The following is a 13,836-nucleotide window of genomic DNA, read 5'->3' as shown; positions in this document are numbered from 1 at the left end:
AGGCGTCGGCGCAGTTCAGACGAAGCGCCGCGTCTCCATCGTCCAGGCCGCGACCAGCGCGAAGATCACATGGCCTATCAGCGCCACCCAGGCGATACCGGTGAAATTGAGAAAGGCCGGAAGGCCGGCCACCAGATTCGCCATGATGAAAAGCGCGAAGATCCAGAGCCCGGCGCCATAGAGCGCGGCGGGGAGCGCCCAGTGGAGACCCGGTGCAACGCCGCGCCAGAGCGGTCGGACGATGAGAAGCCAGCCGAGCGGATAGGCGATCAGCCCGGTGGCGTAATGCATGATCTGCGCGCCCGGCGTCCACGGCGCGCCGGTAAGCGCCTCCAGCGTGGAGTTCGCCAGCCCGACCGGTGAAAGATTCGCGAAGCCGAGCGCCGGCGAGACCCCCTGTCCGAAAAGATCGAAGGCGATCGTGGCGAGCGCGCCCGCGAAGATCAGCGCGAGCGCGGCGGTTGGCGTGTCGGTCGTCGTCATCTCGAATTCCTTTCGCAAAACGGCCTTCGCGCGGATAGACGCTGCGAAACGCCCGCAGGCAAGCGGGGCCGTCGGCGGCACACGCATATGTCACCCTTCGTCATTCAGAAGGTGTACGGGATGCGCAAATATTTCATTTTGCAGCCGCCACGAGTGCTATAGCTCGCTGTCTTTGACGGATGGGGGGTTCAGGCATGGAGCGCGGCGCGGCACGCTGGCGAATTCTCGCCGTTCTGTTCACTGTCCGCACGGCGATGGCCTTTCAGTTTCAGACGATCGGCGCGCTCTCGCCGCTTTTCGCAGAGTCCTACGGCGTAAGCCTTGCGGAGATCGGGCTTCTCGTCGGTCTTTATCTTTCACCGGGGATCGCCCTCGCCCTGCCCGGCGGCCTGCTCGGCGCGCGCTTCGGCGACAAGCGCATGGTGCTGGTCGGGCTTTTGCTGATGGTGTTTGGGGGCGTGCTGTCCATCGTCGGCGGCTCATTCCAGACTGAAAGCGCCGCGCGGCTGATCGCCGGAACCGGCGGAGTGATCCTGAACGTGCTGATGACGAAGATGGTCGCCGACTGGTTCGCAGGCCGCGAGATCGGCACGGCGATGGGGATCTTCGTCAATTCGTGGCCGGTCGGCATCGCCCTTGCGCTGATAATCCTGCCGCTGGTCGCGGGCGCGGGCGGGCTTCTGGGCGCGCTTGCCGTCGTGACGCTGACCGCCATTTTCGGCTTCGGCCTGTTCGCCGCTCTCTATCGCGCGCCGCCAAGCGCCGCAGGCGGCCGGGGCGCCGCGGCCCTGCCGCGCGGCGCCCCGCTGGCGGCCGTTTTCATCGCCGGGTCGATCTGGGGTCTCTACAATGGCGCGTTCTCGATGATCTTCAGCTTCGGCCCCGCGCTCCTGACCGAACGCGGCCTGACGCTGGCCGAGGCGAGCGCGTCGATCAGCCTTATTCTCTGGCTCGGCGTCGCCTCCGTGCCGGTTGGCGGGATCATCGCGGACCAGAGCGGGCGGCGCGACCTCGTGCTGGTCGCGGGGCTCGCGATTTTTGGCGCGGCGCTGCTTTTCGTATGGAAGGGCGGCGACCCGCTTCTCGGCTCCATCCTGCTTGGCGTCGCCTGGGGGCTGCCGGTGGCGCCGATCATGAGCCTTCCCGCCGCCGTGCTCGCGCCGAACATGCTGGCCGCCGGCATGGGAGTCTTCTACACGCTGCATTATCTCTTCAGCTTCGCCGCGCCCACCATCGCCGGGTGGATCGCGGAGGCGGCGGGCGGCGCCGCCTCGACCTATCTCTTCGGCGTCTTCACGCTCACCGCAGCGGCGGGGCTGCTCGTCGTCTTTCGCGCGCTCACCGGGCCGCGCCCGGTCGCAACGTAAGACGCGCAATCAGACGAGCGCCGCCAGTGAACCGGGAACATCGACCCGCGCCAGCCAGTCGCGGGGAATGGCGCGCGCTTCGTCACCGCTGAAACAGGCGCCGAGAACGGCGCCCATCGGGATCGCGCGGCCGCAACTGTCGCCGCCGGCGCGGATATTGGCGCGCGCGGCGTCGGCGAACCCGGTCGCCGTCGCGATCAGATGTACGATCACAGGAAAGGCGACTTCCAACTGGCAATGGAGCGCGAAGGCGCGGGCGACCTCCTCGGCCGGCGCGGCGCGCATCGCCAGCGCGGCGTCGATCTGTCCATCGATCTTATCGGAGACCCCCCGCGCGGCCTCCGCCGCGCGGGCGGGCGTCGCCCCATCCAGAGCAGCGCCGATCATCGCGGCTGTCGCGAGGCCCCAGTCCACCGCATCCTCGCGCGCGTTGGTAACCCGCACCGCACTCTCCACCATCGCCGCCAGTCCCGCCTCGCCGTGATGCCGGACGACCAGCGGCGGCAACTTGGAGACCGCCGGGAGCTGCGCGTCGTCGGCGCCACAGCGATCGAACGGGCCGCCTTCCGCCTCCGCTTCCGTCCGCGCCATGGCGTCGAGCGTGGCGCGGGTCGGGCGGTCGATATAGCCCGTCCAGCGCCCGCCATAGCCGAACCATTCCTGAAAGCTCCGCGCGTAGTCTTCAGCGTCATAGGTGTCTGTGCGCGCGAGCGAATCCGCCATCGCCAGCATCTGCGCGCCGTAGTGCGAAGGCGCGCCCGGCCGTTTGCCGCCATGCGCGAAATAACCGAGGCTCCTGCCGTCCGGCCCAAGGAAATCCGCGCCGTTCGGCGTGCGGAACTCCGGCGCGCCGCCGGCGATCTCCGCGATCCGCGCCTGATCGTAGAGCCAGTGCAGCCCCATCGCCGCGGCGTCAGCCACCAGCGCGCCAAGAAGCGCGCCCTTCTTTCTGTTCATCTCCGATTCTCCACAATCCGGCGCGCCCGCAACTCGCGCCGCATGATCTTGCCGGTCGCCGTCATCGGGAGTTCATCGACGAACTCCACCGATACCGGCGCCAGATGCGGACTGAGCCTTAGTCGCACATGTGCGATCAACGCCGCAGCGGTTTCGTCGGACCGCTCGATGCCCGGGGTTGGAGTCACGAAGGCGCGGATCACCTCGGTTCTCACCTTGTCCGGGGTTCCCACGACGGCGGCGACGGCGACGGCGGGATGGCCCGCGAGGCATTCCTCGATCTCGGTCGGCCCGACCCGGTAGCCGGATGAGGTGATGACATCGTCGGTTCGGCTCTCGAAACGGAAATAGCCCTTGTCATCGCGGCTGGCTTCGTCCCCGGTCAGCATCCAGCGCCGCCCATCCGGCCCCGTCCTGAACTTCTCTGCGGTCTTGTCGGGCTTGCCCCAGTAGCGAAGGAATTGCCCCGGATCGGGCGTGCGGATCGCCAGTTCGCCGGTCGCGTCGGTCGGCGCTTCGTTCAGCCGCTCATCCAGCACGACCACCTCATGCCCCGGAAGGGCGCGGCCCATGGCCCCCGGTTTCGGCGCCGACAGCCGGGCGTTGTTCCCGATCACCATGTTGCATTCGGTCTGGCCATAAAACTCGTTGAGGGGCGCGTCGAACGCTTCAACCCCCCAGGCCAGGGTCTCGGCCCCCATCGCCTCGCCGGCGGAGACGACGATGCGCAGGTCGCACCCGAAGCGGCGCGGGTTCTCGACACGCCGCATCAGCTTCAGCGCCGTCGGCGGGAAGGAGGCGCAGCGGACGCGATGACGCGCCATGATCCCGAAGGCGCGCTCCGGGTCGAACCGGCCCATCCGGTAGGCGAGCACCGGGACACCGTGAAAAAGCGCCGGGACGAGCGCGTTCATCGAGCCGCCCATCCATGCCCAATCCGCCGGGGTCCACATGAGATCGCCCGGATAAGGCAGAAAATCATAGACCATCCGCGCCCCGACGACATGCGCCGCCAGCACCCGCTGGCCGTGCAGCGCGCCCTTCGGCGGGCCGGTGGTGCCGGAAGTATAGGCGAGGAGCGCGGGGTCGTCCGGCCCGGTCGCCGCCATCTCGACCGCATCGCGCGCCGGGGCGAGCGCCGCCGCCAGCCCTTCGGCGCCTTCATCGGGCCCCTCGATGCAGATCACCACCCTCAGTTCCGGCAGACGGTCGCGGATCGCGGCGATCTTAGACAGATTCGCCCGGTCGGTGATCAGCGCCGCGCAGCCGCTGTCGGCCAGCCGGTATTCCAGCGCCTCCTCGCCGAAAAGCGTGAAGAGTGGCGTGATGACGGCGCCAAGCTTGACGGCGCCGAGCCAGGCGAGAACCGTCTCCGCCGATTGCGGCAAGAGCACGCCGACCCGGTCCCCGCGTGAGACGCCCCGCGCCGCCAGGGCGTTGGCGAGCCGTGACGACCGGCGCGAGAGCTCACGGTAACTCCAGCGCGTTTCGCCGCCCGAGGCGTCGAGCGCGATCAGCGCGACGCGGTCGGGCGCGGCGCGCGCCCAGCGCTCGCAGATCAGTTCGGCGATATTGTAGCGGGCGGGAAGGCGCCAGTCGAAGCTCTCATGCGCCGCGCGCCAGGTGTCGGCGGGCGGCAGTTCGGGAAAATTCATCCACTCACTCATCGGCGAGGACCGCCATGTCGAGCCCCTCCGTCCGCCCGGGCGCAAGGCCGAGCGCGTTCGCGGCGGCGCTGGAGAGCACGGCCTCGTCGGCCCCGGCGCCGCCGGCGGCCGGGTCGCGCCAATAGAGCTTCGCCACCACGGTCCTGCCGGTTTCCGGGTCGCTGACGAGCACACGGCGATGGGCGGGCAAATAGGGCAGCGCAACCCAAAGCCCGCCGACCGTTTCCGCGCCGTCCCATTCGGCCGGAAGCTCATTGATCCGGAAGACGACCGCTTCCGGCGGAACCGGCGGCGCGGCGGCGGCGGTCCCGGATGCGGGGCGGGCGACGGGGACCGGCGACGACGGCTCCGCCGCGGCCGTGAACGAATCGGCCGGCGCGGGCTCGGCGGGCGCTTTCGCCTGGAAGGGTCCGACCGGCTCCATCAGACCGGCTTCGACGCAGGCGGAAAGGCAGAACAGCGCCAGAAGCGCCGCCCGCCGCCATCGCGCGCCATATCCTCGCATGCCGCCTCTCCCATCACTCCGCAATTCGTGCGCGATCATAGACAAACCCGACCGCGGCGAAAGACGCCGCGCGCGCCGCCGTGGAGATCCCGATTGCATCCGGCGCTCCACGCGCCTAGCTTCATTTCATGGATGACGCACCGAAAATCACCCCGGCAGGCGCGACCTCGCCGATGATCGATCCCTTCGGTCGGCCGATCACCTATCTGCGCGTTTCCGTCACCGACCGGTGCGATTTCCGCTGCGTCTACTGCATGTCGGAGAGCATGACCTTCCTGCCGAAGAAGGAACTGCTGACGCTGGAGGAGCTGGAGCGCGTCTGCGGAACCTTCATCGACATGGGCGTGCGGAAACTGCGCATCACCGGCGGCGAGCCGCTGGTGCGCCGCGACATCATGAAGTTCTTCGCCGCGATGGGAAAGCGCATCGGCGACCATCCCGGCGGTGGGCTGGACGAGCTGACGCTGACCACCAACGGCTCTCAGCTTCGCCGGTTCGCCACTCAACTGGCGGAATGCGGGGTGAAGCGCGTCAACATCTCGATGGACACGCTCGACAAGAAGAAATTTGCCGAGATCACCCGCTGGGGCCGGTTCGACCAGGTGATGGACGGAATCGACGCGGCGCAGGAGGCCGGGCTCAGCGTCAAGATCAACGCGGTCGCGCTGAAAGGCGTCAACGACGACGAAATTCACGACATGGTCGAATGGTGCGGCCAGCGTGGTTTCGACATCACCTTCATCGAGGTGATGCCGATGGGCGATATCGGCAACGAGAATCGACTCGACCAGTATTACTCGCTTCGTCAGCTGCGCGAGGACCTCGGGACACGCTGGCGCCTCACGCCGCTGCCGCTCAGCACCGGAGGCCCCGCGCGCTACATGCGCTGCGAGGAGACGGGGGGCAGGATCGGCTTCATCACCCCGCTCAGCCACAATTTCTGCGAAGGCTGCAACCGCGTGCGGCTGACCTGCACCGGGCAGCTCTTCATGTGCCTGGGGCAGGACGACGACGCCGACCTTCGATCCCCGATGCGGGTGAGTCCCGAGGATGACGCGCCGCTCCGCAAGACGATCGAGAGCGCCATCGCCCGAAAGCCGAAAGGCCATGATTTCGACTATTCGCGCCAGCGTGTGGACGGCGAGGTCGGGCGGCACATGTCCACCACGGGCGGCTAGGCCTTGGCGCTGGAGCGGGTGCTGTCGGCGCAAGCGGATTCTCTTCCGGCCTCCGGACGGTTCCGCGCGGCGGAGAGCTTGGCGTGATCCGGGCGGCGTGAACCCACGGGAGCTTCCCTCCCGGCCGGACCCGCGCACTCGACCGGCCAGGACCGCTCACCTATATTTCGCGCGCCGAATACGACCGCCCGCATGGAAGGACGCCAAATGCAGGAAAACCCCCGCGCGCCGCGACTCGCCGTTCTGATCGACGCCGACAACGCGAGCCCGAAGCTCGCGGACGATCTTTTCAAGGAAATCGCCAAGATCGGCGAGGCGAGCGTCCGGCGTATCTATGGCGATTTCTCCTCCAGCCGTATGTCTTCATGGCTCAAGGTGATGCCGGAACATGCGATCCTGCCGCAGATGAACCTCGCCAACACCACCGGCAAGAACGCATCTGATATCGCGCTGGTGATCGACGCGATGGACCTCTTGCTTTCGGAGCGGTTCGACGGTTTCTGCCTCGTCTCCTCGGACAGCGATTTCACCCGTCTCGCCGCGCGAATTCGCGAGCAGGGCGTCGCGGTCTACGGGTTCGGCGAGAAGAAGACCCCGAAAAGCTTCGTCCAGGCCTGCCAGCGCTTCATCTATACCGAGAACCTCGCCGTCGATCCGACCGACGGCGCAAGCGCCCCGACGGCGAAGGCGGCGCGCATCGACCCGTCAAAAGCGACGCCGCTTCTTCTGAAGGCGATGGAGACGCTGGAGGACGAGGAAGGCTGGGTGACGCTCGGCCCGGTCGGCCAGGCGCTATCCAATCTCACCTCGGATTTCGATCCGCGGAGCTATGGCTGCGCCAAGCTGAGCGACCTGGTTGAAAAGACTGGACATTTCGAGATGGAGCGCATGCAGGGGCGCGCCATCCGCATCCGCGAGAAGCCGCGCGGACGCCGCGCCGCGCGCTGACCGCGCGCGACGCGCACGGCCCCCCGCCGGGTTTGCAAACCTGCACGTTCCAACCCCTTCGCGCCCGAAAAATCCTTGTGACGACGGCACACTCGGCTAACGTGTGCGCCCAGGGGGCCGTTCACCTGAACGGCGAACGGAGAGGGGGCGATCATGGAGAAACTTTCATCGCATCACGGGCAGACGCCGTGGAAAGGGCTGAAGCCGACGCCGCCGGCGGAATTCGCGCAATGGCCATTCTATTACGCCTCGCTCCAGTGCAACTGGGTCTACTGGTACACGGATGTCGACGTCGCCCGCGCCTATGTGGAGGATTCGGACGGCAAGCCGACCGGCCTCCGGGTGGCGCGCTTTCCGGTCCGGGAAGGGAAGAAAACCGTCGACAAGGCGGTCGTTCTGCTGAATTTCCAGCGCTACACGGCGCATTATTCGAACGCGCTCGGCACCACGAATGAGGTCGAATTCAACGTCGTCGCTTACCCTGCCAACCGGGCGCCGGGCGTGCCTTACATGCCGCTCGCGGATTTCCTGAACGGGAAGGATCAGACCAAGACGCTGGGCCATCTGCGGCTGCATGTCGCCGCCGACAACGCCATCGCGGTCAAGGCCGGGCGGGCGGTTTTCGGAGAGCCGAAATTCCTCGGCCAGTTCGTCTATGACACGCCGACCCTGAACGCGGCGCCCAGCCGCAACTGGAAGGTGAAGCTGATCGACCCCGAAGATAAGGACGCCTTCGTCTATGACATGAACGCGGATTTCGGTGGGCTCGAATTCTGGCCGGCCAACTGCACGCCAATTCCCGAATTCGCGCTCGGCCTCGGGCGGACGGTGATGACCCGCTGGACAATCATGGGCCAGTTCAAGACCGCGATGCTCGACGGCAAGGACGACCATAAGCGGGTGAAGCTGAAGATCGGGGCGAACGACTTCGTGATGACGAAGGACATGCGCGCGCTGATCGGCGAGAAGAACCGCGCCGTCGCCGGGCAGAGCTTCACCAGCCTTCCGGCCTGCGCCGAGCCGGAAGGTTTCTATGTCGACGCCGACGTGCGAGACGAATCCTATGGGTGACGCGGAGGGGTTTCTCGGCCTCAGCGTCGCGCTTACCGGCTATGACCGCGCGTCGCTCTGGTCCACCGGTTGCGTTCCGGCCTATCGGAAGCAGCTCGACGCCGTCGCGGGTCCCGCGCTCGCCGATCGCCTAGACCATATCGGCGGGATGCTCGGCGCGCTGCCGCCCGGCCCGGCCGTGGACGCGCTGATCCGCGAGGAAGTGCTGTCAGACGCCGATCTCGGCCCACTGGCGCGGTCGCTGATCCAGCTCTGGTATCTCGGGCAATGGACCCCAATGCCGCAGGACTGGATCGACCGGAACGGCGCGAAACGCGAAGACACGGCCCGAATCGTGTCGACCCGCGCCTATCGCGAGGGGTTGGTCTGGGACGCGATCGGCGCCCATCCGATGGGTGCGAAACCGCAGGGCTTCGGGGCCTGGGCTGAGGAGCCGCCTTCGGAGACGGTCCGATGAGCGAGATGCATTACGACGCGGTAATCGTCGGCGCCGGCATTTCCGGCGCGCTGATCGCCAAGCAACTGGCGGCGAAGGGGCGCAATGTCCTCATTCTCGAAGCCGGCGCAGACGGCGGGGCGGAGGCGTCGACCTACCGGAGCTATGTCGACGCCTATCATCTGACCGAGGTGAAGGTCCCGAATTCGCCTTATCCGGCGAACCCGAGCGCGCCCTCGCCCTCGGTGCTCGATGTCGGGCCGATCGCGCCGGGGCGCCCGGACACGGCCGGCTATTTCGTCCAGAACGGGCCGAATCCTTTCCGCTCCAACTACACCCGCGTCACGGGCGGGACGATGATGCATTGGCTCGGCACCTGCCTCCGGATGCAGCCGAACGATTTCCGCACCCGGTCGGCTTATGGGCAGGGTGTCGACTGGCCGCTCTCCTATGACGATCTTGCGCCCTGGTATGAGCGCGCGGAGTGGGAGATCGGCGTCTCCGGCGATAAGTCCGAGAACGAATTCGGCGGCATCCATTTCTCGAAGGATTACGACTTCCCGATGGAGCCGATCCCGAAATCCTTCTCCGACCGCTGGTTCGAGGAGGGCGTGCGCGGAATGGAGGTCGCGCTGCCCAATGGCGAGACAAAGACGCTTTCTGTCTCCACCACGCCGCAGGGACGGAACTCGACGCCGAGAAAGGGCAGCTACAAAGTCGGCGGCGAGAAACAGCCGCCCTATGGGGCCGCCGGCGCGACCGGCGCCTACGCCTTTCAGGGCCAGCGCTGCGAAGGCAATTCCTCCTGCGTCCCGATCTGCCCGATCCAGGCGAAGTACAATGCGCTGAAAACCCTGAGCCAGGCGCTGCGGCAGAAGGGCCGGGTGGAGATCCGTTCGCAATCCGTCGTCTCGAAGATCGAGACCGACGGCGCCACCGGACGCGTCACCGGCGTGGTTTACAAACGCTACGAATTCCCGGGCGCGCCTGCGTGGGAAATGAAGCGCGTCACCGCCGACGCCTATGTTCTGGCGACAAACGCGATCGAGAACGCCAAACTGGCGCTCGCCTCCGGGCTCTGCCCGACATCCGGGCAGCTTGGCCGGAACCTGATGGACCATCCTTATGTGATGGTATGGGGCCGCGCGCCGCGCCCTGTCGGCCCGTTCCGTGGACCGGGTTCGACCGCCTCCTTTCCGGATTTCCGCGATGGCGGGTTCCGGACGAAAAAGGCCGCAGTGCGGCTGGAGCTGGCGAACTGGGGCTGGAATTTCGCGGCGAACGCGCCCTATTCCGACGTCGCCCGACTGGTGGAGGGGGAATATCTGTTCGGCCCTGAGTTGCGCGCGCGTCTACGCGACGAGGTGCAGCATCAGGTCCGGATCGGCATCATGCCGGAGCAGCTCCCCTCCGCGCTCAACCGGGTCAGCGTCAATCCCGCATATCGCGATTCGCTGGGGGAGCCGCGCCCGGTGCTCGACTACGCGGTCGACGCCTATTCGCGCGCCGGCGTGCTTCAGGGCATGGATATCTGCCAGCAGATTTTCCAGAGGCTCGGAATCGAGAACCGCTCGACCTACGATCCGAACGATCCCGGCTATGTTTCCGAGGCGGGGCGCGGTTTCGTTTATTTCGGCGCCGGTCACAACGCCGGCACGCACCGCATCGGCGCCTCGCGCCATGACAGCGTGACCGACCTCGACGGGCGGTCCTGGGACCATGACAACCTCTGGCTGGTGGGCTGCGGAGCGATGCCGACCATCGCGACCTCCAACCCGACGCTGACGATGACGGCCCTGGTCCTGAAAGCCGCCGCCGGGCTGGAACGGGCGCTGGAGGGCAAGTCATGAGCCTCAAGTCGGACCGCCGTGAACTGCGCGAACTCATGGCCCACGCCATCCGCATCGAGCTTTCGACAATCCCGCCCTACGCGACGGCCGCCTATACGATCGCCGAAGCGGGGCAATACGACAGCATCGCCCCGATGACGGTGAACGCCGAGCCATTGGAAGTGATCCGCCAAGTGATGCTGGAGGAAATGTTGCACATGACGCTCGCGGCGAACATCCTCAACGCGCTCGGCGGTCATGTCGTCCTGAACTGCGCCACCGCGATCCCTTCCTATCCGTGCCATATTCTCCCCTCCGGCAAAGGGCCGAAGGCGCATCTGAGACGCTTCACCAAGGCGCAGGTCCACGCCTTCCGCGAGATAGAACGCGCGCCGGAGAACTTCGAGAAGGTGAGGGATGGCGACTGCCTGAAGGCGGAGACCATCGGCGGCTTCTACTACTGCGTGCGAAAGAAGCTGGAGGCGCTCTGCCGGACCTATCCGTCGAAAGAGATCTTCATCGGCGATCCGGCATGGCAGATCGGTCCCGAACATTACTGGGGCGGCGGCGGCGAAGTGTTCCCGGTGACCGGCGAGCGAAGCGCAATCCGAGCGCTGAAAATGATCGTAGAGGAGGGCGAAGGCGCGGATCTTGGCGGCCGCGCCGGCGATGGCGACCTCATCCCGGGGATCGAGGAGGAGGACATCGCGCATTTCTTCAAGTTCAACGAGATCCTGCTGTCGCGCTATTATCGCCCCGACGACCGCATCGGCCTACCGCCGTCGGGGGGCGACCTGATCGTCGACTGGTCCGCCGTCCACAGGATGAAGGATGACCCGAAAGCGGAGGACTACGCCTATCTCCCCGAGGTTCACGCCAAGATGCTGGATTTCGACCAGCTCTACACCGATTTCCTTCTCACCCTGCACGAGGCGTTCAACGGCGCGCCGGAGCGGTTGCGCGACTGCGCGCCGATGATGATGAAGCTGCGCTACGCCGCTTCCGCGCTCGTCCGGATTCCGGTGAACGAAGCGGGAGAAACGGCGGGACCGGGCTGGACCTTTCGCGGATAGGGCTTTTCGCATCGGCCGGCGCCGCATATGGCTGAAGCCATGAAAACCGCCCTCGTCACCGGCGCCGCGCGCGGCATCGGCCTCGCCATCGCCAGGCGCTTTCTCGATGAAGGCTGGCGCGTCGTCATGCTCGACCGTGCGGCGGAGACGCTTGAAGCCGCCCGCGCCGCCATTTCGTCCAACGCCGCGCACATGATCGTCGCCGATGTCTCTGATACCGACGATGTGGCGCGCGCGATGGCGGAGACCGAGACGCTCGCCGGCCGGCTCGACGCCCTCGTCAACAACGCCGGCGTCGCTGATTTCTCTCCGCTGCTGAAGACAAGCCATGCGAGCTGGTCCGAGATCATGACGACCAATCTCACCGGCCCGTTTCTCACCGTGAACGCCGCCGCACGGCTTCTGGCGCGAGATGGCGGCGGCGCGGTGGTGAATATCGGCTCGATCTCCGGGCTTCGCGCGTCCACCTTGCGCGTCGCCTATGGAACGTCCAAAGCCGCGCTTGCGCACCTGACGCGCCAGCAGGCGGTGGAATTGGGTGAGATCGGCGTTCGCGTCAATTTGGTCGCGCCCGGCCCGGTGGAGACCGAAATGGCGAAAAAGGTGCACAGCCCGGCGATCAGGCGCGACTATCGCGACGCCATTCCGCTCGCCCGCTATGGCAGAGAAACGGAGATCGCCGCCGTCGTGGTGTTTCTCTCGGGCGACGGGGCGAGCTACGTCACCGGCCAGACAATCGCCGTGGATGGCGGGTTCGACGCCGCCGGGATCGGTCTGAAGACGCTGAGGGAAGATTGAAATGGAGATCGTTCTCTACGGGATTCCGGTATCGGTTTTTGTCGCCAAGGCCCGGATCGCGCTCGATTTCAAAGGGTTGGAATATGACGAGGTGGAGCCCCCGGGCGGCTATGGTTCGGCGGCATACCGCGCCATCGTTCCCGCCGGCTCGGTTCCCGGTCTGACGCTGGACGGCGCGTCATTTCATGGCTCCAACGCCATCGTGGAGCTGATCGAAGAGTTGCACCCCGATCCGCCGCTCCTGCCCGCCGCGCCCCATGCGCGAGCGCTGACCCGCGCGCTTCTCGACTTTCACGACAACCGGTTGGAGGCGGCGGCGCGTGCGCTCTTCCCGCTCGTCAAGCGTGAATGGCGCGAAGAGCCCGACGCGGTGATCGCCGGCGTCGCGGCGATCGAGTCGGCGCTCGCCCGGCTTGAAGATCTTGTCCGGCCGCGTCCTTTCCACCTCGAGGAAACGCCGACCATCGCCGACATGGCGTATCCCGCATCCATCCAGATGGCCGAGATGCTGGCGGCGGAGCTTGAACGTCCGCTCTCGCCCCCGCCGATGATCGACGAATGGCGGAGAGCAGCCGCGGAAATCCCCGCCGTCGCCCGCTCCCTCGGGATCGCCGGTGAAGCGATGGAGCTCTGGCTGGCGCAGTTCCGCTAATTCGTTAACGGGCGCAGCGGTTCATGTCGCCGGGATCTATTCCTTTTCGAGCGGCGTCAATCGCTTCAGCCGTTCGATCACCGCCCTGCCGACCGGGTCATCCGGCGCGCCAACCCCGTCTAGCGCCGCGGCGACGTCCTTCGGAAGGATGCCGATCGTATTGTCGGCTTGGTAGCCGTCACCGGCGAATTCGATGCGCTCGAAATTGGAACCGAACCAGGTCTGGCCGGAACTGTCATGCATCAGCTTGAGAAGGCGCTCGCGATCGAGGCCCAGCGGCCCCGCCCATTCCAGCGCCTGCCGAACCGAAGCGACGGAAGCCGCGGCGACGTAGTTGTTGAGCACCTTCGCCGCCATCCCGGCGCCGAATCCGCCCATCCGATGATACGCCGCTCCCATCGCGGCGAAAAGCGGCTGCAGCCGGTCGAGCGTCGCCTGATCGCCGCCAAGCATGAAGGAAAGCCGGCGCTCCTCCGCCGCGACCTGCGCGCCAGACATCGGCGCGTCGATCAGCGTGAGGCCCGTGGGGGCCCTCGCGGCGATTTCCGGCAGCAACCGGGGCGACAACGTCGAGGAGACGATGAGGGTGGTCAGAGGCGGGCCGGAAAGCGCCGCCTGATCGGAAAAGAGCAGCGCTTCGGTCTCCGCCGCGTCGCGCACGACAGTGATAAGAATCTCCGTCTCCGCCCGCATTGTCGCGACGTCGATCATGTGCATGGCAAAATCGCCGAAGGCGGCCGGCGGCCGGATATCGAACCCGCGCGCCGCGAACCCGGCGGCACGAAGAGCGCGCGCCATCGGCAGACCCATTCTGCCGCAGCCGGCCACGGTGATGTTCTTGGATAAAGCCATGGTCCCCCCTTCGCCGAGAG

General features: G+C 66.7%; 14 protein-coding genes. 9 read left to right on the top strand and 5 right to left on the bottom strand.

Features of this window, described 5'->3' with window-relative positions; all coding sequences use genetic code 11:
- Positions 1 to 15: 15 nt before the first annotated feature.
- Positions 16 to 483 (bottom strand): hypothetical protein, encoded by a 468-nt coding sequence (locus tag G5B40_RS13105; protein WP_165099393.1) that lies wholly within the window; start codon positions 481 to 483, stop codon positions 16 to 18.
- Positions 484 to 677: 194 nt separating this feature from the next.
- Between G5B40_RS13105 and G5B40_RS13100 the strand changes: the two genes are divergently transcribed.
- Positions 678 to 1,850 (top strand): MFS transporter, encoded by a 1,173-nt coding sequence (locus G5B40_RS13100; RefSeq protein ID WP_165099391.1) that lies wholly within the window; start codon positions 678 to 680, stop codon positions 1,848 to 1,850.
- Positions 1,851 to 1,859: 9 nt separating this feature from the next.
- On the opposite strand, the gene G5B40_RS13095 is transcribed toward G5B40_RS13100, so the two are convergent.
- From G5B40_RS13095 to G5B40_RS13085, 3 genes are read right to left on the bottom strand one after another with little or no spacing between them, the layout of a single operon-like run.
- Entirely contained in the window at positions 1,860 to 2,807 is a 948-nt protein-coding gene (locus tag G5B40_RS13095) for an ADP-ribosylglycohydrolase family protein (protein ID WP_165099388.1), read from the bottom strand.
- A complete protein-coding gene (locus tag G5B40_RS13090; RefSeq protein ID WP_165099386.1) occupies positions 2,804 to 4,462 on the bottom strand; it encodes an AMP-binding protein in 1,659 nt (552 codons plus the stop codon). Before G5B40_RS13090 ends, G5B40_RS13095 begins: the two co-directional genes overlap by 4 nt.
- Before the next feature lie 4 nt (positions 4,463 to 4,466).
- Complete coding sequence (locus G5B40_RS13085; RefSeq protein ID WP_165099384.1) at positions 4,467 to 4,979, bottom strand: hypothetical protein; 513 nt, start codon at positions 4,977 to 4,979, stop codon at positions 4,467 to 4,469.
- Positions 4,980 to 5,107: 128 nt separating this feature from the next.
- Here G5B40_RS13085 and moaA point away from each other — a divergent pair, with 128 nt between their 5' ends.
- From moaA to G5B40_RS13045, 8 genes are all read left to right on the top strand, one after another.
- A complete protein-coding gene (moaA, locus tag G5B40_RS13080) occupies positions 5,108 to 6,157 on the top strand; it encodes a GTP 3',8-cyclase MoaA (protein WP_165099382.1) in 1,050 nt (349 codons plus the stop codon).
- Positions 6,158 to 6,364: 207 nt separating this feature from the next.
- Entirely contained in the window at positions 6,365 to 7,105 is a 741-nt protein-coding gene (locus tag G5B40_RS13075; protein WP_165099380.1) for an NYN domain-containing protein, read from the top strand.
- A gap of 153 nt (positions 7,106 to 7,258) precedes the next feature.
- Positions 7,259 to 8,176 (top strand): acetoacetate decarboxylase family protein, encoded by a 918-nt coding sequence (locus G5B40_RS13070; protein ID WP_165099378.1) that lies wholly within the window; start codon positions 7,259 to 7,261, stop codon positions 8,174 to 8,176.
- Positions 8,169 to 8,633 carry a hypothetical protein gene (locus tag G5B40_RS13065; RefSeq protein WP_165099376.1) on the top strand — a complete coding sequence of 155 codons (465 nt, stop codon included), beginning with the start codon at positions 8,169 to 8,171 and terminating at the stop codon, positions 8,631 to 8,633. The genes G5B40_RS13070 and G5B40_RS13065 overlap by 8 nt, the downstream gene beginning before the upstream one ends.
- The gene (locus G5B40_RS13060) at positions 8,630 to 10,462 is read left to right on the top strand and encodes a GMC family oxidoreductase (RefSeq protein WP_165099374.1); all 1,833 of its coding nucleotides are present in this window, start codon (positions 8,630 to 8,632) and stop codon (positions 10,460 to 10,462) included. The genes G5B40_RS13065 and G5B40_RS13060 overlap by 4 nt, the downstream gene beginning before the upstream one ends.
- Positions 10,459 to 11,514: a ferritin-like domain-containing protein gene (locus tag G5B40_RS13055; RefSeq protein ID WP_165099371.1), complete on the top strand. Its 1,056-nt coding sequence runs from the start codon at positions 10,459 to 10,461 to the stop codon at positions 11,512 to 11,514. The genes G5B40_RS13060 and G5B40_RS13055 overlap by 4 nt, the downstream gene beginning before the upstream one ends.
- Positions 11,515 to 11,541: 27 nt before the next feature.
- Positions 11,542 to 12,312 carry an SDR family NAD(P)-dependent oxidoreductase gene (locus G5B40_RS13050; RefSeq protein WP_165099368.1) on the top strand — a complete coding sequence of 257 codons (771 nt, stop codon included), beginning with the start codon at positions 11,542 to 11,544 and terminating at the stop codon, positions 12,310 to 12,312.
- 1 nt (position 12,313) lies between these two features.
- Positions 12,314 to 12,964: a glutathione S-transferase family protein gene (locus G5B40_RS13045; protein WP_165099365.1), complete on the top strand. Its 651-nt coding sequence runs from the start codon at positions 12,314 to 12,316 to the stop codon at positions 12,962 to 12,964.
- A gap of 36 nt (positions 12,965 to 13,000) precedes the next feature.
- Here the strand turns inward: G5B40_RS13045 and G5B40_RS13040 are convergent, their stop codons facing one another.
- Positions 13,001 to 13,816, bottom strand: a complete 816-nt coding sequence (locus G5B40_RS13040) for an NAD(P)-dependent oxidoreductase (RefSeq protein WP_165099363.1) — start codon at positions 13,814 to 13,816, stop codon at positions 13,001 to 13,003.
- Positions 13,817 to 13,836: the final 20 nt, after the last annotated feature.

Source organism: Pikeienuella piscinae (genome assembly GCF_011044155.1).
GTDB classification, from domain to species: Bacteria; Pseudomonadota; Alphaproteobacteria; order Rhodobacterales; family Rhodobacteraceae; genus Pikeienuella; species Pikeienuella piscinae.
This window is presented reverse-complemented; position numbering and strand designations above follow the sequence as displayed.